This is a genomic window from Ferrimonas sediminum (genome assembly GCF_900100175.1).
Classification (GTDB): domain Bacteria; phylum Pseudomonadota; class Gammaproteobacteria; order Enterobacterales; family Shewanellaceae; genus Ferrimonas; species Ferrimonas sediminum.
The window spans coordinates 1-19,346 of record NZ_FNEM01000022.1 but is presented as its reverse complement, the minus strand read 5'-3'; the positions used below and the strand labels follow the sequence as shown (position 1 = coordinate 19,346).

At 55.5% G+C, this 19,346-nt stretch carries 20 protein-coding genes; 17 read left to right on the top strand and 3 right to left on the bottom strand.

Features of this window, described 5'->3' with window-relative positions:
* Positions 1-264: 264 nt before the first annotated feature.
* The 13 genes from mnmG to BLT77_RS17960 all read left to right on the top strand — a co-directional run bounded on the left by mnmG (position 265) and on the right by BLT77_RS17960 (position 11,912).
* A complete protein-coding gene (mnmG, locus tag BLT77_RS18020) occupies positions 265-2,154 on the top strand; it encodes a tRNA uridine-5-carboxymethylaminomethyl(34) synthesis enzyme MnmG (RefSeq protein ID WP_090367996.1) in 1,890 nt (629 codons plus the stop codon).
* Between the two features lie 84 nt (positions 2,155-2,238).
* Positions 2,239-2,862 carry a 16S rRNA (guanine(527)-N(7))-methyltransferase RsmG gene (rsmG, locus tag BLT77_RS18015; protein ID WP_090367994.1) on the top strand — a complete coding sequence of 208 codons (624 nt, stop codon included), beginning with the start codon at positions 2,239-2,241 and terminating at the stop codon, positions 2,860-2,862.
* Between the two features lie 17 nt (positions 2,863-2,879).
* Positions 2,880-3,671, top strand: a complete 792-nt coding sequence (locus tag BLT77_RS18010) for a ParA family protein (RefSeq protein WP_090367992.1) — start codon at positions 2,880-2,882, stop codon at positions 3,669-3,671.
* Positions 3,672-3,680: 9 nt separating this feature from the next.
* Positions 3,681-4,610: a ParB/RepB/Spo0J family partition protein gene (locus BLT77_RS18005; protein ID WP_090367990.1), complete on the top strand. Its 930-nt coding sequence runs from the start codon at positions 3,681-3,683 to the stop codon at positions 4,608-4,610.
* Between the two features lie 422 nt (positions 4,611-5,032).
* Positions 5,033-5,425, top strand: coding sequence for an ATP synthase subunit I (locus BLT77_RS18000; RefSeq protein ID WP_028113201.1), 393 nt, complete (start codon positions 5,033-5,035; stop codon positions 5,423-5,425).
* 3 nt (positions 5,426-5,428) lie between these two features.
* Positions 5,429-6,232 carry a F0F1 ATP synthase subunit A gene (gene atpB, locus BLT77_RS17995; RefSeq protein ID WP_090367987.1) on the top strand — a complete coding sequence of 268 codons (804 nt, stop codon included), beginning with the start codon at positions 5,429-5,431 and terminating at the stop codon, positions 6,230-6,232.
* A 42-nt stretch (positions 6,233-6,274) separates the two neighbouring features.
* Complete coding sequence (atpE, locus tag BLT77_RS17990) at positions 6,275-6,496, top strand: F0F1 ATP synthase subunit C (protein WP_028110369.1); 222 nt, start codon at positions 6,275-6,277, stop codon at positions 6,494-6,496.
* 77 nt (positions 6,497-6,573) lie between these two features.
* Positions 6,574-7,044 carry a F0F1 ATP synthase subunit B gene (gene atpF / locus BLT77_RS17985; protein ID WP_028113203.1) on the top strand — a complete coding sequence of 157 codons (471 nt, stop codon included), beginning with the start codon at positions 6,574-6,576 and terminating at the stop codon, positions 7,042-7,044.
* Positions 7,045-7,059: 15 nt separating this feature from the next.
* Positions 7,060-7,593 (top strand): F0F1 ATP synthase subunit delta, encoded by a 534-nt coding sequence (atpH, locus tag BLT77_RS17980; RefSeq protein ID WP_028113204.1) that lies wholly within the window; start codon positions 7,060-7,062, stop codon positions 7,591-7,593.
* A gap of 13 nt (positions 7,594-7,606) precedes the next feature.
* Positions 7,607-9,148, top strand: coding sequence for a F0F1 ATP synthase subunit alpha (gene atpA, locus BLT77_RS17975; RefSeq protein WP_090367985.1), 1,542 nt, complete (start codon positions 7,607-7,609; stop codon positions 9,146-9,148).
* Between the two features lie 16 nt (positions 9,149-9,164).
* Positions 9,165-10,025 (top strand): F0F1 ATP synthase subunit gamma, encoded by an 861-nt coding sequence (gene atpG, locus BLT77_RS17970; RefSeq protein ID WP_090367982.1) that lies wholly within the window; start codon positions 9,165-9,167, stop codon positions 10,023-10,025.
* A 33-nt stretch (positions 10,026-10,058) separates the two neighbouring features.
* Positions 10,059-11,462, top strand: a complete 1,404-nt coding sequence (atpD, locus tag BLT77_RS17965) for a F0F1 ATP synthase subunit beta (protein ID WP_028113207.1) — start codon at positions 10,059-10,061, stop codon at positions 11,460-11,462.
* A 21-nt stretch (positions 11,463-11,483) separates the two neighbouring features.
* On the top strand, positions 11,484-11,912 hold the full coding sequence (locus tag BLT77_RS17960) for a F0F1 ATP synthase subunit epsilon (RefSeq protein WP_090367980.1): 429 nt from the start codon (positions 11,484-11,486) through the stop codon (positions 11,910-11,912).
* 62 nt (positions 11,913-11,974) lie between these two features.
* Here BLT77_RS17960 and BLT77_RS17955 read toward each other — a convergent pair whose 3' ends face one another.
* Both BLT77_RS17955 and xapA read right to left on the bottom strand, forming a co-directional pair.
* Positions 11,975-12,859, bottom strand: a complete 885-nt coding sequence (locus BLT77_RS17955; RefSeq protein ID WP_090367978.1) for a DMT family transporter — start codon at positions 12,857-12,859, stop codon at positions 11,975-11,977.
* Between the two features lie 76 nt (positions 12,860-12,935).
* Positions 12,936-13,760, bottom strand: a complete 825-nt coding sequence (gene xapA, locus BLT77_RS17950) for a xanthosine phosphorylase (protein ID WP_090367977.1) — start codon at positions 13,758-13,760, stop codon at positions 12,936-12,938.
* Between the two features lie 134 nt (positions 13,761-13,894).
* On the opposite strand from xapA, the gene BLT77_RS17945 reads away from it, so the two are divergent.
* From BLT77_RS17945 to glmS, 4 genes are all read left to right on the top strand, one after another.
* A complete protein-coding gene (locus BLT77_RS17945; RefSeq protein WP_090367975.1) occupies positions 13,895-14,821 on the top strand; it encodes a LysR substrate-binding domain-containing protein in 927 nt (308 codons plus the stop codon).
* A 60-nt stretch (positions 14,822-14,881) separates the two neighbouring features.
* Positions 14,882-16,243, top strand: a complete 1,362-nt coding sequence (gene glmU, locus BLT77_RS17940) for a bifunctional UDP-N-acetylglucosamine diphosphorylase/glucosamine-1-phosphate N-acetyltransferase GlmU (RefSeq protein ID WP_090367973.1) — start codon at positions 14,882-14,884, stop codon at positions 16,241-16,243.
* Positions 16,244-16,354: 111 nt separating this feature from the next.
* On the top strand, positions 16,355-17,128 hold the full coding sequence (locus BLT77_RS17935; RefSeq protein ID WP_090367971.1) for a DeoR/GlpR family DNA-binding transcription regulator: 774 nt from the start codon (positions 16,355-16,357) through the stop codon (positions 17,126-17,128).
* A gap of 13 nt (positions 17,129-17,141) precedes the next feature.
* Complete coding sequence (glmS, locus tag BLT77_RS17930) at positions 17,142-18,974, top strand: glutamine--fructose-6-phosphate transaminase (isomerizing) (RefSeq protein ID WP_090367969.1); 1,833 nt, start codon at positions 17,142-17,144, stop codon at positions 18,972-18,974.
* 78 nt (positions 18,975-19,052) lie between these two features.
* Here glmS and BLT77_RS20100 read toward each other — a convergent pair whose 3' ends face one another.
* The gene (locus tag BLT77_RS20100; protein WP_143026679.1) at positions 19,053-19,250 is read right to left on the bottom strand and encodes a hypothetical protein; all 198 of its coding nucleotides are present in this window, start codon (positions 19,248-19,250) and stop codon (positions 19,053-19,055) included.
* Positions 19,251-19,346: the final 96 nt, after the last annotated feature.

The following is a 19,346-nucleotide window of genomic DNA, read 5'->3' as shown; positions in this document are numbered from 1 at the left end:
CCACCCTGTACGCCATTAGATCGCCCTCTACCCACAGGGATCGATCGCACTTAAGATCATGATCGTTAAGATGAAAAACGACTTAACCACAGAGATCGCGATCCCTAAGAGTAAATATAATAAAGATCTTTATATAAAGATCTTAAGATCTATTAGTCTGGAATCGGATCGCCGAGCTTAAAAAATGACCATTTAACTCTTGGCGATCCAGTGATAGAATGGCGCGCTTTTTTTCAGACCGATCGATGAAGGGGTGACTATCTGATGCAGGCACAGGATCGTTATGACGTTATTGTTGTGGGAGGTGGCCATGCGGGTACCGAAGCAGCACTAGCCAGTGCACGTATGGGGGTCAACACCCTGTTGCTGACTCACAACCTAGATACTCTGGGTCAGATGTCCTGCAACCCGGCGATCGGTGGGATCGGCAAGGGCCACCTGGTTAAAGAGATCGATGCCCTTGGTGGTGCCATGGCATTGGCAACCGATCGGGCAGGCATTCAGTTCCGTACTCTGAATGCCTCTAAAGGACCTGCGGTACGCGCTACCCGGGCTCAGACCGATCGCGCCCTGTACCGGCAGGCGATTCAATCCATTCTGTTTGCTCAGCCAAATCTGACGGTCTTCCAGCAGGCGGTGGACGATCTGGTGGTCGAACAGGACAAAGTCGTCGGGGTGATCACTCAGGCCGGTGTGCGTTTTGATGCGGCTACGGTGGTACTGACTGTCGGCACTTTCCTCGGCGGCCAGATTCATATCGGTCTGGATCATTACCAGGGAGGCCGTGCCGGCGATCCGCCATCCAATGCACTGGCTCGTCGTCTGCGTGAACTGCCTTTCCGGGTTGACCGACTCAAGACTGGTACTCCGGCACGGCTGGATACCCGTACCCTGGATTACTCGGTGATGCAGGCGCAGCCCGGAGATACGCCGATTCCAACCATCTCCTTCATCGGTAAAGCGTCGGATCACCCACAACAGATCCCCTGTTACATCACTCACACCAATGAGCGTACTCACGAAATCATTCGTGCCAACCTGGATCGCAGCCCGATGTACGCCGGGGTTATCGAGGGAGTGGGACCGCGTTACTGCCCGTCCATCGAAGACAAGGTGATGCGTTTCGCCGACAAGAACAGCCATCAGATCTTTGTTGAGCCGGAAGGGTTGAACAGTATCGAGATCTACCCCAATGGCATCTCTACCTCCCTGCCCTTTGATGTGCAGCTGAAACTGATTCGATCCATTACCGGATTTGAACAGGCGCAGATTCTGCGTCCTGGTTACGCCATCGAGTACGATTTCTTTGATCCCCGGGACCTGAAATCCAGCCTGGAAACCCGGTTTATCGACGGGCTGTTCTTTGCCGGCCAGATCAATGGCACCACAGGCTATGAAGAAGCCGGTGCCCAGGGGCTGCTGGCAGGCCTCAATGCCGCACGCCGGGTCAAGGAGCTGGAGGCCTGGGCGCCTAAGCGCGATCAGGCCTATTTGGGGGTTCTGGTGGACGACCTGTCGACCCTGGGAACCAAAGAACCCTACCGAATGTTTACCTCCAGAGCGGAATACCGCCTGTTGCTGCGTGAAGACAACGCCGACATGCGCTTGACCGCTGAGGGGCGGGAGCTGGGGCTGGTGGATGATCACCGCTGGGCGGCGTTCAATGACAAGGTGGAAGCCATTGAGCAGGAACGCCAGCGTCTGCGCAGTACCTATGTGCAGAAAACCGGTACCCAGGCCGAGGAGTTGAACCCGCAGCTGAAGACGCCGTTGTCGCGGGAAGCGAACCTGGAAGAGCTGATTCGTCGACCGGAACTCACCTATCAGACCCTGATGCAGGTCACCGATCTCGGCCCCGGGCTGTCGGATCGCCGTGCCGCCGAGCAGGTCGAGATCCAGATTAAGTACGCGGGGTACATCGAGCGGCAGAAAGAGGAGATCGCCAAGACCCTGCGCAACGAGCAGACCCTATTGCCTGACAACATCGATTTCGAGCAGGTGTCCGGCTTGTCTAACGAAGTGGTGGCCAAACTCAAGGAGCACCGGCCGGAAACTCTGGGAGCGGCTTCCCGCATCTCTGGTATTACTCCAGCCGCCATCTCTTTGCTGCTGGTCTACCTGAAAAAACACGGTCTGCTGCGAAAAACCGCTTAACCACCGCACGCGGGGCTTTCCAAGCCCCGCTCATCCCCGCATAATACCCAATTGTCATTTTTCTCAGACGAAGGATATCAACACGTGTTAGCCACCAGGCTTGCCGATTTGATCGCGCAAACCGATCTGCACCTTACCGACCTGCAACAGCAACAACTGGTTCAACTGGTTGAGCTGCTTAACAAATGGAACAAGGCCTATAACCTGACCTCGGTCCGCGACCCCAAGGAGATGCTGGTTCGCCACATTCTCGACAGCGTGGTGGTCGGCCCTCACCTTCAGGGTAGCCGTTTCATTGATGTAGGAACCGGTCCGGGATTGCCCGGGTTGCCGCTGGCTATCTGTAATCCTGATAAATCCTTTGTACTGCTGGACAGTCTGGGGAAGCGCATCCGTTTTATTACTACTGTGGTGCACACCCTGGGCCTGAAGAACGTCACGCCGGTTCAGAGCCGGGTAGAAGCTTATCAACCCGAGGTGGGGTTTGACGGCGTACTGAGCCGCGCCTTTGCCTCATTGTCTGATATGCTGCAATGGTGCCATCACCTGCCAGCCGAACATGGGCAGTTTTATGCCCTGAAGGGGCAACTGGATCCGCAGGAGCTGGCCGACATCCCGTCGGGATTCGAAGTGATTGGCCAGCAACCGCTGCTGGTGCCAGAACTGGATGCCCAGCGGCATCTGGTCAACGTTCGAAAAGTGTCATAGTTTTTGGGGACTTATTGATGGCAAGAGTGATAGCAGTAGCCAACCAGAAAGGTGGGGTCGGTAAGACCACCACCTGTGTCAATCTGGCCGCATCTTTGGCCGCTACCCGACGTCGGGTGCTGGTTATCGATCTCGACCCGCAAGGGAATGCCACCATGGGCAGTGGCGTCGACAAATACGAAGTGGAGCATACCGCTTACGATCTGCTGGTGGATGAAGTACCGGCCGAGCAGGTGATCATCAAAGACACCAACGGTAAATACGACCTGATTTCGGCCAACGGCGATGTGACCGCGGCGGAGATTAAGCTGATGGAGTTCTTTGCCCGCGAACTGCGGTTGCGTAATGCGCTGGAGCCGATCAAAGACCAGTACGACTTCATCTTTATTGATTGTCCGCCGGCCCTGAATATGCTGACGGTTAACGCCATGGGCGCCGCCGACTCGGTGCTGGTTCCCATGCAGTGCGAATACTACGCCCTGGAGGGGCTGACCGCGTTGATCGACACCATCAGCAAACTGGCGGCGGTGGTTAATCCGGATCTCGGTATCGAGGGCATCCTCCGGACCATGTACGACCCCCGTAACCGGTTGGCCAATGATGTGTCCGATCAGCTAAAACAACACTTCGGTGACAAAGTCTACCGGACGGTGATTCCGCGCAATGTCCGCCTGGCTGAGGCGCCCAGTTTTGGATCACCGGCCATCTATTACGACAAAAGCAGTGCTGGCGCTAAGGCTTATCTGGCTTTGGCGGGTGAGATGTTACGCCGCGCCGAGCGCAGCGAGCCAGAGACCGAACAGGCATAAGGGGAAATCATGTCAGCGAAAAAACGCGGTTTAGGAAAAGGCTTGGATGCCCTTCTGGGAACCAGCAAGTCGGTAATGGATCGACGGGAGCAGATGGCATCGGCCCCGGAGCCGTCCCCTGCCCCCACCGCCGTTGAAGTCGCGGCATCGGCACAATCTCAGGATGGCTTGGTGCACTTGCGGCTGGAGTTGTTGCAGCGTGGCGAGTATCAACCGCGTCGGGACATGTCCACCGAAGCCCTGGAAGAGTTGGCGGATTCCATTCGCAGCCAGGGCATTCTGCAACCCATCGTGGTTCGCCCCCTGCAGCAGGGACAGTATGAGATTCTGGCTGGAGAGCGTCGCTGGCGGGCATCACAGATGGCCGGTCTGGAGACCGTTCCCTGTATTGTCAAAGACGTCGCCGACGAAGCGGCGGTGGCCATCGCCCTGATTGAAAATATTCAGCGTGAAAACCTCAACGCCATGGAGGAGGCTATCGCCCTGCAGCGACTGGCGGATGAGTTTGAGATGACTCATGCCGACGTGGCCAAGGCGGTGGGTAAGTCCAGAGCCACGGTGACCAACCTGTTGCGTCTGAATAACCTTAACGACGAGGTTAAGACCCTGCTGGAGCATGGTGATCTGGAGATGGGTCATGCTCGAGCCTTGCTGGGGTTGGACGGCGATGCCCAGACACTGTCGGCCCGGGTGGTTGTGGCTAAGGGCCTGACGGTCCGGGACACCGAAAAACTGGTGGCTAACCAACTGCAGCCTAAGCCTGAAAAGCCGGTCAAGGTGGTTGATCCCGATGTGACCCGGCTGATCAATCAGCTGACAGAGCGACTGGGAGCCCAGGTGGCGATCCAGCAAGGCAGCAAAGGCAAGGGCCGTTTGGTGATTAATTACGACAGTCTGGACCAGCTGGATGGGATCATAAGTCGCGTAATCACTGATTAACATAAAGACCTCCTTCGGGAGGTTTTTTTGTGCTTGTGATCCTTACCACAAACTTCGTTTTTTTTATCCGGCAGGCGGGGGGGAATAAATGCTCCGGGCCTCGGTTTTATCAATTAATTCTGATAAGAAATCCGTTTAAACTGTATTTATGAATCGTTAAAACAAATCAACCTCGGTGGATAAGTGCTCAATATCCGCCGTTTTTGACAGGTTATAATCAGCTCTTGTTGATCAATAACAAATATGACTGACTGGCTGTGAGGTGGCTCCACCTCTATCCTCTGCTGCTATGGCTCGAGATCACAGTTTCCCAACCTCCACTTGGTTGCATCGCTAAGGTAAGTAGGTATACTTTCGCTTGCTTTTAGGCAGATTATGGGTCGATTGACCCATCAATTTGGAAAACTTACGGAGCCAAAGCGTTGAAACGAGACCCGAAGCGAAAAGGCCGATTGACCGCATTTAGGTTGGTCGCTTCACAAGCCATAGTGGTAGCTCTGATCAGTACGTTTTGTTTCGTATTATGGGGAGAGCAGTTGGCGTTGTCGGCCCTGATGGGTGGCAGTGTGGCAGTAATCCCCAACTTCGTTTTCGCGACTCTGACTTTCTCTCACAAGTGGGAAAAAGTAACCGGTAATGTGGTGAATGCCTTTTACCGCGGGGAAGCGATTAAGCTGATGCTAACCGTAACTCTCTTTGTGCTGGCATTTGCAGTAGTTAAATCTGACCCTAGGGCCGTGTTTGGCTGCTACATCTCAGCGCTGATGGTGTTATGGATGGCACCTTTGTTGTTTCAACGAAAACATTTGGGATGAATCATGGCTGCAAATCCGCAGGAGTATATTCTGCACCACTTGCAGAACTTACAGTATCGGGCGTCTAGCTGCCCGGCTGATGGGTACTGTTTTTGGACTTGGAACGTTGATTCGTTGCTGTTTTCGGTTGGACTCGGCGTTTTCTTCCTTTGGTTATTCCGCCGTGTTGGTGTGAAGGCGACTACTGGTGTTCCCGGAAAGCTGCAATGCTTTATCGAGATGCTGGTTGAGTTTGTTGATACCAGCGTTAAAGAATCCTTCCATGGCAAGAATAAGCTTATCGCACCTTTGGCTCTGACCATCTTCGTCTGGGTTTTCCTGATGAACCTGATGGATCTGATTCCGGTCGATTGGCTACCTGGTGCTGCCGCCGCTGCGGGCGTTCCTTATCTGAAGGTTGTACCTTCTACCGATTTGAACATTACCCTGGCGATGAGCTTCAGCGTCTTCTTCCTGATGTTGTTCTACAGCATCAAGGTTAAAGGCGTATCTGGGTTCGTTAAGGAGTTGACGCTCCAGCCGTTTAACAACAAGTTAATGATTCCTTTTAACTTCCTGCTTGAGATGGTAGGACTGATCTCTAAACCTGTATCCCTGGGCCTTCGACTGTTTGGCAACATGTATGCGGGTGAACTGATCTTTATTCTTATTGCTCTTATGTACACCGGTAATGCAGCAATTGGCGCCATGGGCGGCGTTGCTCAAGTTGCGTGGGCCATTTTCCACATTCTGGTGATTACACTGCAGGCGTTTATCTTCATGATGCTGACGATTGTTTATCTCAGCATGGCTCATGAAGATCATTAATTTTTAAGATTAAGTAACATTTTTTAGAAACTGGAGAAAACGATGACTGCTATTGCTGTTGCTCTGTTGATTGGCCTGGGTGCTCTGGGTACTGCCATTGGTTTCGGTCTGCTGGGCGGTAAATTCCTGGAAAGTGTTGGTCGTCAGCCTGAGATGACTCCTGCACTGCAAACCAAAATGTTCATTATGGCGGGTCTGCTGGATGCCGTTCCAATGATTGGTGTAGGTATCGGCCTGTACATCCTGTTCGTTGTTGGTGTTTAAGGCGACCCTTTAATCCAATGTCTTTGTGTTCCGCTAACCCGGGACCGACTTTGAATGGGTTTTGAGGAGGAGCCGTTGTGAATATCAACGCGACTTTTATTGGTCAGACTATCGCCTTTATTGTTTTTGTTTGGTTCTGCATGAAATATGTGTGGCCCCCATTGATGGGCGCCATCGAAGCCAGACAGAAGACAATTGCGGATGGACTGGCAAACGCTGACCGTGCATCAAAAGATCTTGAACTGGCTCAGGCGAACGTCGGCGAACAGCTGAAAGAAGCCAAAGTACAAGCCGGTGCGATCATTGAGCAGGCAAACAAGCGTAAAGCGCAAATTGTCGACGAAGCGAAAGAAGAAGCTGAAGCCGAGCGAGCGAAAATCATTGCTCAAGGCCAGGCGGAAATTGAAGCCGAGCGTAACCGCGCCAAAGAAGCCCTGCGTAAGCAGGTGGCTATCCTGGCCGTCGCCGGTGCTGAGAAGATCATTGAGCGTACCATCGACGTTGACGCCCACAGCGACATCGTTGAAAAATTGGCCGCGGAGCTTTAATAGGGGAGAGGGCATATGTCTGAACTGACTACCGTTGCGCGCCCCTATGCCAAAGCTGCATTTGAGTTTGCGGTTGAGCGTCAGGCTATTGACGAGTGGCAAAACCAACTGGATTTTGCTGCCGCCGTAGCGCAAAACGACGCCATTGCGGATCTGTTATCCGGCGCCGTAGGGGTGGAACAACTGGCTGAGATCTTCCTGAAGATCTGTGAAGGCAAGTTGAACGACCACGGTCAGAACCTGATTAAGGTGATGGCTGAAAACGGACGTCTGGCGGTGCTGCCTCAAGTGGCAACTCTGTACAAAGAGTTTGCTGACGAACAGGCAAAACTGGTTGAAGCCCACGTGGTTTCAGCAACAGAACTTAGCGAACAACAGCAGCAGAAGATCGCCGAATCGCTGGAACAAAAACTGGCGCGTAAGGTGAAACTGATCTGCAGTGTTGACCCGCAGCTTATTGCCGGTGTTGTAATTAACGCTGGTGACTTGGTCATTGATGGCTCGGTACGCGGTAAATTAAACCGCATGGCCGATACGCTGCAATCCTAACGGGGATTTAAGCATGCAACTGAATTCAACTGAAATCAGTGAACTGATCAAACAGAGAATTGAGCAGTTCAATGTTGTCAACGAAGCTCGCAACGAAGGTACCATCGTATCTGTAAGCGACGGTATTATCCGCATCCACGGCCTGGCCGACGTGATGCAGGGTGAGATGATTGAGCTTCCTGGCAACCGTTTCGCTATCGCACTGAACCTGGAGCGTGACTCCGTTGGTGCCGTAGTAATGGGCCCATATGCCGATCTGGCAGAGGGCGTAAAAGTTAAGTCCACTGGCCGTATTCTTGAAGTGCCAGTTGGCCGCGGTCTGCTGGGCCGTGTGGTTAACACCCTGGGTGAGCCGATTGATGGCAAAGGCCCAATCGAAAACGACGGCTTCTCTCCTGTAGAAGTTATCGCACCGGGTGTTATTGACCGTCAGTCTGTATCTCAGCCTGTACAAACCGGTTATAAGTCCGTTGACTCCATGATCCCAATTGGTCGTGGCCAGCGTGAACTTGTGATTGGTGACCGTCAGACTGGTAAGACTGCGATGGCCATTGACGCCATCATCAACCAGAAAGATTCCGGCATTAAGTGTGTGTACGTTGCGATTGGCCAGAAGGCCTCTACCATCGCCAACGTGGTACGCAAGCTGGAAGAGCACGATGCGCTGAAGAACACCATCGTGGTTGTCGCCTCCGCTTCTGAAGCTGCTGCCCTGCAGTACCTGGCTCCTTACTCTGGTTGTTCTATGGGTGAGTATTTCCGCGACCGCGGTGAAGACTCCCTGATCATCTATGATGACCTGTCCAAGCAAGCCGTTGCTTACCGTCAGATCTCACTGCTGCTGAAGCGTCCTCCGGGCCGTGAAGCTTACCCTGGTGATGTTTTCTACCTCCACTCCCGCCTGCTGGAACGTGCAGCACGTGTTAACGCCGACTACGTTGAGCGTTTCACTAACGGTGAAGTGAAGGGTCAGACCGGTTCTTTGACCGCTCTGCCAATCATTGAAACCCAGGCTGGTGACGTATCTGCGTTCGTACCGACCAACGTAATCTCCATTACCGACGGTCAGATCTTCCTGGAAACCGACCTGTTTAACGCGGGCCTGCGCCCTGCGGTTAACCCAGGTATTTCGGTATCTCGTGTAGGTGGTTCGGCTCAGACCAAGATCATCAAGAAGCTGTCCGGTGGTATTCGTACCGCTCTGGCACAGTACCGTGAATTGGCGGCCTTCGCTCAGTTCTCATCCGATTTGGACGACGCCACCCGTGCCCAGCTGGAGCATGGTGAGCGTGTAACCGAACTGATGAAACAGAAGCAGTACGCCCCAATGAGCGTTGCTGATCAAGCCGTTGTCATCTTCGCAGCAGAAAAAGGCTTCCTGTCCGCAATCGCAGTAAACAAGATTGGTGACTTCGAAGCGTCTCTGCTCTCCTACATGAACGCCGAACACGCTGACCTGCTGAAGCTGATCAACGAGACTGGAGACTACAACTCCGACATCGAATCTCAGCTGCAAGCGGCTATGGACAAGTTCGTTGCGACTCAAACCTGGTAACAGGGGGAGATAGAAGATGGCCGGCGCTAAAGAGATCCGTACCAAGATCGGGAGTGTAAAAAACACTCAGAAGATCACCTCTGCCATGGAAATGGTAGCGGCATCGAAAATGCGCAGAGCGCAGGATCGCATGCACGCCAGCCGTCCATACGCAGAGAACATGCGTAAGGTGATTGGTCACGTAGCGCAGGGCTCTCTGGAGTATAAGCATCCCTACCTGGAAGAGCGTGAAGTAAAGAATGTCGGTTACATCGTCATCTCTACTGACCGTGGTCTGTGTGGTGGTTTGAACATTAACTTGTTCAAGCAGGTTGCTCAGGCAACCACCGAATGGAAGCAAAAGGGCATTAACGTCTCTTATGCCGCCATCGGTTCCAAAGGCGCAGGATTCTTCCAGAGCTTTGGTGGCGACGTTGCTGCACAGGCCTCTGGCCTGGGTGATGCGCCATCCCTGACGGACCTGATTGGTTCCGTTAAGGTGATGCTGGATGCCTACAACGAGGGCAAGCTGGACCGCCTGTATCTGGTGTACAACAAGTTTGTGAACACCATGAAGCAGGACCCAGTGATCGATCAGCTTCTGCCGTTGCCGAAAGACGACACTGAACAACGAAGCCACGCTTGGGACTACATTTATGAGCCCGATCCGAAAGCTTTGTTGGATAAACTGCTGGTTCGCTACGTCGAATCTCAGGTTTACCAAGGTGTTGTAGAGAATGTCGCGTCTGAACAGGCCGCCCGTATGGTTGCAATGAAATCTGCAACCGATAACGCAGGTGACCTGATCAATGACCTGGAACTGGTATACAACAAGGCTCGTCAGGCTGCGATTACGCAGGAACTGTCTGAGATTTGTGCCGGTGCTGCGGCAGTTTAAGGCAGCGGAAACGAGATAATCAGAGGATTAATCATGAGCACAGGTACTGTCGTTCAAGTGATTGGTGCGGTTGTTGACGTGGAGTTTCCACAAGATTCCGTACCGAAGGTATACGACGCCCTGAATATCGACAATGACGGTGGCAAGCTGGTGCTGGAAGTTCAGCAGCAGCTTGGTGGCGGTGTTGTTCGTACTATTGCGATGGGTGCGTCAGAAGGTCTGCGTCGCGGACTGGTAGCTACCAACACTGGTAGCGCAATTAAAGTTCCAGTAGGTACTGCGACCCTGGGTCGTATTATGAACGTGCTGGGTGACCCTATCGATGAGTGTGGCTCTATCGGTGAGGAAGAGCAGTGGGAAATCCACCGCGAAGCACCTAGCTACGAAGATCAGTCCAGCGCGACTGAACTGCTGGAAACCGGCATCAAGGTAATCGACCTGGTTTGCCCATTCGCTAAGGGTGGTAAAATTGGTCTGTTCGGTGGTGCGGGTGTAGGTAAAACCGTAAACATGATGGAGTTGATCAACAACATCGCGAAGGCACACTCCGGTCTGTCTGTATTCGCTGGTGTTGGTGAGCGTACCCGTGAAGGTAACGACTTCTACTACGAAATGGCTGAATCCGGCGTTGTAAACCTGGATGACAAAGTACAGTCTAAAGTAGCCATGGTTTACGGTCAGATGAACGAGCCACCAGGAAACCGTCTGCGCGTAGCTCTGACCGGCCTGACCATGGCCGAGAAGTTCCGTGACGAGGGTCGTGACGTACTGTTGTTCGTGGACAACATCTACCGTTACACCCTGGCCGGTACCGAGGTATCCGCACTGCTGGGCCGTATGCCTTCAGCGGTAGGTTACCAGCCGACTCTGGCTGAAGAGATGGGTGTTCTGCAGGAGCGTATTACCTCCACCAAGACAGGCTCCATTACTTCTGTACAGGCGGTATACGTACCTGCGGATGACTTGACTGACCCGTCTCCAGCTACCACCTTCGCTCACTTGGATGCGACCGTTGTACTGAGCCGTGACATCGCCGCTCGTGGTATTTACCCTGCGATTGACCCACTGGATTCCACCTCTCGTCAGCTGGATCCTCTGGTCATCGGTCAGGAGCACTACGAAGCTGCCCGTGGCGTACAGACTGTACTGCAGCGCTACAAAGAGCTGAAAGACATCATCGCGATTCTGGGTATGGACGAACTGTCTGAAGAAGATAAGCAGACCGTTGCCCGTGCTCGTAAGATTGAGCGATTCCTGTCTCAGCCATTCTTCGTAGCCGAAGTATTTACCGGTGCACCTGGTAAGTACGTGTCGCTGAAAGACACCATCGCAGGCTTTAAGGGCATTTTGTCCGGCGAGTACGATGAACTGCCTGAGCAGGCGTTCTACATGGTTGGTGGCATCGACGAAGCAGTCGAGAAAGCGAAGACTGTATAACCCGGCTTCGGGGAGGATGAGATGGCAGCTATGACACTTCATTTGGATGTAGTCAGTGCGGAAGAAAGCATTTATTCTGGTCGTGCTCAGTACCTGCAAGTAACAGGTACCGAGGGTGAACTGGGTATTATGCATGGCCACACTCCATTGCTCACCGCCATCAAGCCAGGCATGGTTCGCATCAAAAAGCAGGACGACAGTGAAGAGGTAATCTACCTGTCAGGCGGCATTCTCGAGGTTCAACCCGATAATGTCTCCGTGCTGGCCGATGTAGCCGTACGTGGTGAAGATATCGATGTGGAGGCTGCAGAAGCAGCCAAGCGCGCAGCCGAAGAGCAGATGGCAACCGCCTCTGTGGACATGGACTACGAAGCAGCCGTAATCGAACTGGCGAAAGCGATGGCACAACTTCGCGTTGTTGATACCATCCGAAGAGGCCTGGGCAAGTAAGCCTGGAGACCTCATCAAAAAGGCGGCCATGGGCCGCCTTTTTTATTGCCTCTTTTATCTGCTCAGTCGCTGTCCAGTTTCAACAGCACCAACAGGGTCATGACGATCAGCCCGACTCCGGGCAGCACCCACAGCGACGGCAACGGTTTCCCCTCCAGCAGATTGATGACCAGCACCAACGCCGGCGTCAGCAGGCTGTAAGCGTTGGCGGAGCTGCCGCCGACCACCAGACTGGCGGACTGAAACAGGAAAAAGGTCAACATGGTGGTGGCGGTTGCCAGCCACAAGATGGCTGCCAATTGAGGTGCCGTTGGTATGGCCCACTGAGGCTGCAGCAGTGCCAGCGCCAGACTCAGCCACAGGCAGCCGGTGATCAGTGACCAACCGGTGACCGTTAACATCGGCTCGCCCCGGTGCAGGGATTTCAATACCAGCGGGTAGGCTCCCATCAACAAACACGCCACCACAAACAAGCTGTTTCCCGGCGGCCATCCGCCCTGCCCCAGCTGGTGCAGCTGTCCTCCGGTCAGCACCCACAGGGCGCCGGCGACCCCACAACACAGTGCCAGCAGTCGCAACCGCTGTGGAACCTGACGCCAAAACAGCCAGGCAAACAGGCAGCTGCACAAGGGAATCAGCGTCGACAGACTGCCCATGGCCAGAGAGGTGGCGGTTTTACCGGCCATAAACATCAGCAGGAAGAAGCCGGTTAACGGCAAACTGATCAGACTGTAACGCCCGACATTGGCCCAGCCTGGCCAGCGTAGCTGGCGCCGGTGATGCATCAGCAGCACAAAGCCGGCGGCGGCGATGGTAAAGCGGCCCCAGGTGGCCCACAGCGGAGAGTAGCTGCTGCCCATAAAGCTGGCGATGGGAAACGAGGTGCTGATCAGCACCGCATACAGCAGCAGTCCCAGATGGGCTCTGACAACGGGTTGGTGTTTCATAGTGGGTCCGCAGGTGGTAATCAGTCAGGGTGGCGTTTCCACCCTGAGGGAGTTATAGCACGTTCCGGCCTGAGCGTCAGAAGTGGTGGCGGACAAAGGCTTCAATCAATTGAATAAAGTCCTGCTCTGCCAGCTTGGCACAGTTCAGGGTCTGCTGATGGGACAGGGCCGTCTCTCCCAGCCCCTCCGCCAGGTTGGTGATGGCACACACCGCCAGTACCGGCAGGCCGCAGTGGGCGGCACTGATTACCTCGGGTACCACGCTCATGCCGACCACGTCTCCGCCGATGGTCTGCATCATTCGAATCTCGGCGGCGGTTTCAAAGCAGGGGCCGGGGTAGGAAACAAAGACCCCTTCGTTGAGATGAATGTTGCGGTCGGCGGCGACGGCTTTCAATTGCTGCCTGAGGCTGGCGTCGTAGGCGTTGGCCAGACTGAAAAAACGATCGCCATAGAAGTCGTCATTGGGCCCGACCATTGGGGTGCCAGGCATGGTGTTGATGTGATCGTTAAACACCACCAGCGAGCCGACATCGATGCGCTCCGGCCGCAGAGAGCCGGCGGCGTTGGTGACAAACAGCATTTCACACCCCAGCAGCTTGAAAGTGCGTACCGGGGAGGTCATCACGGTCATGCCCTGACCTTCATAGAAATGACCGCGCCCCTTCATGCACACCACGTCGATGCCATGCATCTTTCCCAGTACCAGTTCGCCACTGTGGCCGGCGACGCCGCTGGCCGGAAACCCCGTCAGTTGTTCGTAGGGGATTATCACCTTGTCCTGCATCTGGTCGGCCAGTACGCCGAGTCCGGATCCGAGAATAAAGGCGCAGCGGGGGGCGAAATCGGGTTTATGGGACAAGATGGTGGCTAGGGCGCGGTGAGGGGCGTCGTGGATCATAATCGGTTCGCTCGGTTGATAAAGACCCGGCCACTATAGGGGAGCCGCTGGCCATGAAGGAAGGACGATTTTTTGCTCGTTTGTTTGGTGAATCAGAACGATAATGGCGCCATTGGTAAAACGATGATCGAGAGGTGACGGTGAATCATCTGCTGGATAGTGGCCGCATCAGTATGAAAATGCTTCGTTATTTTGCGGCAGTCGCACAGCGCCTGCACTTTGGTCTGGCGGCATCGGATCTGTGCATCTCTAAATCGGCACTCAGCACCCAGGTGCGAGAACTGGAGTCGGTATTGGGACTGAGTTTGCTGGACCGCAGCCACAAGCGGGTGACACTGACGGCGGCGGGGGCAGTGATGAAACTGGAGTGTGAGCAGTTGCTGGCGGCCATGGAACAGTCGCTGAACCGAGTGCTGCAGGTCGGGCGCAGTCAAAGCCAGACGCTCAACATCGGCCTGATCAGCTCGGCAGTCTGGGATGGACTGTTTTCTGCCATCGAGTCCTTTCGAGCCCAGCGGCCCCAGGTGGCGGTCAACTTCATCGAATTGGCGCCGTCGGAGCAACGGCAGGCGTTGAGGGAGCAACGCATCGATGTGGGGTTGTGTCGCGATGGTGACCGCCAGGCGATGGCGCCCTTTTCGGTGCAACGGGTTAAATCGGAGTCGATGTGGGTGGTGCTGTCGGAGCGGCACCCATTGGCTTTGGAGCCGGTACTGTCGCTGCGGCAACTGCAGCATCAGGACTGGGTGATGTTTGATCCTAAGCGTTCCGGAAGCGCCGCCATGGTGCAGGACCATTGTCGCCAACTGGGCTTTGTGCCCCGGGTTCGCCACCAGGTGGTGGAGCCGCAAACCATGATGGCGTTTGTGTCGGCCAATCAGGCTCTGGCACTGGTGCCCGAGTGTTTTCGGCGCCAGCAATGGCACAAGGTTCGCTTTGTTCCCCTGCAGGATCCGTTGGCCGCGGATCTGTGCGTGGTGCACGACTCGCGCCAGTCCCACCGGCTGGTAGCGACCTTTATCGACACCCTGTTAACGATTGGAAACTGCACTGACGGCTGATTTTACGGCCCAGACTGGGTATACTTTTGCGCCTTAACGACTAACTATCAATGGATCAGCATGAGTTTGGAAATCGTCATCTTGGCTGCGGGTAAAGGCACCCGTATGCGTTCCGCCCTGCCGAAGGTGCTTCATGGTATCGCCGGTAAACCCATGGTGCAGCACGTCATTGATGCTGCCTCAGCTTTGCGGCCGGTGCGCACTCATCTGGTGTACGGCCATGGTGGCGAGCAATTGCAGACGGCGCTGGCTCATAATTCGGTAAATTGGGCCCTGCAGGCGGACCAGTTGGGAACTGGTCATGCGGTGGATCAGGCGTCGGCAGACTGGAGCGACGACAGCCAGGTGATGGTGCTTTACGGTGACGTGCCGCTGATTCAGACCGAGACCCTGCAACGGTTGCTGGCGGTACAGCCAGACAATGGCATCGGCCTGTTGACCGTGAATCTGGACGATCCCAGTGGCTATGGCCGCATCGTTCGTGATAACGGCACCGTGACCGCCATTGTGGAACACAAAGATGCCAGCGAGGCGCAGCGGGCCATTAACGAGGTGAACACTGGCATTCTGGTGGCACCGGGTAAGGCACTGAAGCGCTGGTTGGCGAACCTGTCCAATGACAATGCTCAGGGTGAATACTACCTGACCGATGTGATTGCCATGGCGGCGGCCGAAGGCGGTGTGGCTACGGCCCAGCCTCAGACCGCCATCGAGGTGGAGGGCGCTAACAACCGGGTTCAACTGGCGGCGTTGGAACGGGCCTTCCAGGCGCGGGCGGCGGAACAGGCGATGCTCAGCGGCGCCACCCTGGCGGACCCGGCCCGGTTTGACGTGCGTGGAGATCTGAGCGTCGGTGAGGATGTGTTTATCGACGTCAATGTGGTGATTGAAGGACAGGTCAGCATTGGCAACAACGTCACCATCGGTGCCGGCTGTGTGCTCAAGGATTGTCGTATCGGCGATGGCAGTGTGCTCAAGCCCTATACCCTGGTGGAAAACGCCACCGTGGGTGAGATCTGCACCGCCGGTCCGTTTGCCCGTCTGCGTCCCGGCGCTGAACTGGTGCACGATAGCCACATCGGTAACTTTGTCGAAATGAAGAAGGCCCGCCTGGGTAAAGGCTCCAAGGCCAACCACCTGGCGTACATCGGTGATGCCGAGGTGGGGGAAAAGGTCAACATTGGTGCCGGCACCATCACCTGTAACTACGACGGTGCCAATAAGCACCTGACGGTGATTAAGGACAACGCCTTTATCGGTTCCGATAGCCAGCTGGTGGCGCCGGTCACTATTGGTGAAGGGGCGACGGTGGCGGCCGGGTCCACGGTAACCAAAGAGGTGGGCGATGGCGAGCTGGTGCTGACCCGCAGCAAGCAGCGCCACATCACCGGCTGGCAGCGGCCGGTAAAGGCGCCGAAATAGACCGATAGCACAGAGAAAGCGGCCTGATGGCCGCTTTTTTTATGACTTTTTCTTGCATCAATGAGTTTTGATTTTATACTTCATAACTTTCGAAACGAAACTTAGGGCATCATGTCGAAACGAAATACCCAACAACGCCGCCACACCATCATGGCTTTGCTGACCCAGCAGGGGGAAGTGAGTGTGGACCATCTGGCGCGGGAGTTTCAGACTTCGGAAGTCACCATTCGAAAAGATCTGGCCACCCTGGAGGCCAGTGGGTTGTTGCTGCGCCGCTATGGTGGGGCGGTACCGGTGCCGCAGGAGATTGTCTCCGATGACCCGGGCCACAAGGTGTCTGGACGTAAGCAGGCCATCGGCGCGGCAGCGGCAGCCTTGATTGGCGATCACCAGCGCATCATTATCGATTCCGGCCGCACCACCGCGGCGATGATTGCCGAACTGGGCAACAAGCGTGGCTTGGTGGTGATGACCAACTCCCTCAATGGCGCCAACGCCCTGCGGGAGCTGGAGAACGAACCGACCTTATTGATGACCGGCGGCACCTGGGATCCCCACTCCGAGTCGTTTCAGGGGCAGGTGGCGGAGCAGGTGCTGCGCTCGTACGATTTTGACCTGTTGTTTATCGGTGCCGACGGCATCGACGTTTCACGTGGAACGACCACATTTAATGAACTGATAGGCTTATCCAAGGTGATGGCCGATGTGGCTCGCGACGTGGTGGTGATGGTGGAGTCCAGCAAGATTGGCCGAAAAATTCCCAATCTGGAGCTGCCCTGGGCCAAGGTCCGCTATCTGATTACCGATGATGAGTTGTCCGATGACACCGCGTCGCAAATAGAGATTCATGGGGTTCGGGTTATCCGGGCACCGTTTAAAGATTGATGGAGAATAAACTATGTGTGGCATTGTAGGGGCGGTTGCCCAACGGGATGTGGCAGAGATTCTGGTGGAAGGCCTGAAGCGACTGGAGTATCGCGGTTACGATTCCGCGGGCATCGCCATTGTCGATGAAGCCCAAAACCTTCAGCGTCTGCGTCGGGTCGGTAAGGTTCAGGAGCTGGCCAACGCGCTGGCGGAGCAGCCGGTCAGTGGCGGCACCGGCATCGCCCACACCCGCTGGGCCACCCATGGTGAACCCAATGAGCGTAACGCCCACCCCCACCAGTCCTGCGGTGACATCGCGGTGGTGCACAACGGCATTATCGAAAACCACGGCCCGCTGCGTGAACGGCTGAAGGGCTTGGGTTACCAGTTTGAGTCCGACACCGACACCGAGGTGATCGGTCATCTGGTGCACCATGAGCTGAAAAGTGCCGACAGCCTGCTGGCGGCGGTTCAGGCCACGGTTAAGCAGCTGGAAGGGGCCTATGGTACCGTGATTACCGACCGTCGTGACCCCTCTCGTGTGGTGGTGGCTCGTTCCGGCAGTCCTCTGGTGATCGGCTACGGCGTGGGTGAGCACTTCATTGCCTCCGATCAATTGGCGTTGCTGCCGGTGACCCGCAAGTTTGCCTTCCTGGAAGAGGGCGACGTGGCGGAGGTGACCCGTCGCGAAGTGCGCATCTTTGACAGTGCTGGCAACGCCGTTGAGCGCGAAGTCAAAGAGTCTGAAGTGTCCCACGAAGCCAGCGACAAAGGCCCGTATCGTCACTACATGATGAAAGAGATCCACGAGCAACCTCTGGCGTTGCAGCGGACACTGGAAAGCCGTTTGCTTGCCGGTGGCATTGCCGATGATGCCTTTGGTGAGGGCTCGGCGGAGCTGCTGAAGAGCGTCAAACATGTGCAGATCATCGCCTGTGGTACCAGCTACCACGCCGGCATGGTGGCCCGCTACTGGCTGGAGCAGCACGCCGGCGTGTCCTGCAATGTGGAGATTGCGTCCGAGTTCCGCTACCGCAAATCCCATGTGTTCCCCGATAGCCTGCTGGTCACCATCTCTCAGTCTGGTGAAACCGCTGACACCCTGGCCGCCCTGCGTCTGGCCAAGGAGATGGGCTACAACTCCAGCCTGACTATCTGTAACGTACCGGGCTCCTCTCTGGTGCGCGAATCTGACATGGCCTACATGATGAAAGCCGGGGCCGAGATTGGCGTAGCTTCCACCAAGGCGTTTACCGTACAGTTGGCGGCCCTGCTGATGCTGACCGGTGCCATCGGTCAGCATAATGGCATGGCGCAAGAGTGCCTCTCCTCTCTGGTACAGGGACTGCAGTCCCTGCCAGCCAAGATTGAGCAGGCACTGAGTCTGAACGATGACATCGAAGCGATGGCCGAGGATTTCGCCGACAAGCACCACGCCCTGTTTCTGGGCCGGGGCGATCAGTACCCCATCGCCATGGAGGGGGCTCTGAAGCTGAAAGAGATCTCCTACATCCATGCCGAAGCCTATGCCTCCGGCGAGCTGAAGCACGGCCCGCTGGCACTGATTGATGCCGACATGCCGGTGATTGTGGTGGCACCCAACAATGAATTGCTGGAGAAGCTGAAGTCCAATGTGGAAGAGGTGCGGGCCCGCGGCGGTCTGATGTACGTGTTTGCCGATGTCGATGCGCAGTTTGAGTCCGACGACACCATGAAGGTGGTGCCGGTCCCTCACTGCGACGAGTTCATCGCGCCGATCATCTACACCCTGCCGCTGCAGCTGCTGTCTTACTACGTGGCGCTGATCAAAGGCACCGACGTGGACCAGCCTCGTAACCTGGCCAAGTCCGTGACCGTGGAATAACGCCGGTCGAAGTTGCGAAGACGCCACCTGTTCAGGTGGCGTTTTTGCTTTTAATTATTGATATTTAACTTATTTGGTTCACTCTCGCCAATGTCCGGTCATCGATAAGGGATGTTTGTCCTGACCATAGAAAAGAGTCGTTTTACTCCCCTGCCCCTGCCCCTGCCCCTGCCCCTGCCCCTGCCCCTGCCCCTGCCCCTGCCCCTGCCCTGCCCCCAGATTGAGTCTCCGCAGATTGCTGCCGGGAGTGGATTTGGTCATGCTGGCGCTGATCAAAACTTATCCTGCCTGGTGGGGCTGGAATAACTCCCCCTGCCCTGTACCCCCACCATGTTTTCGGTGTTACCGTTGAGACTGTGAGGGTAACCAAAG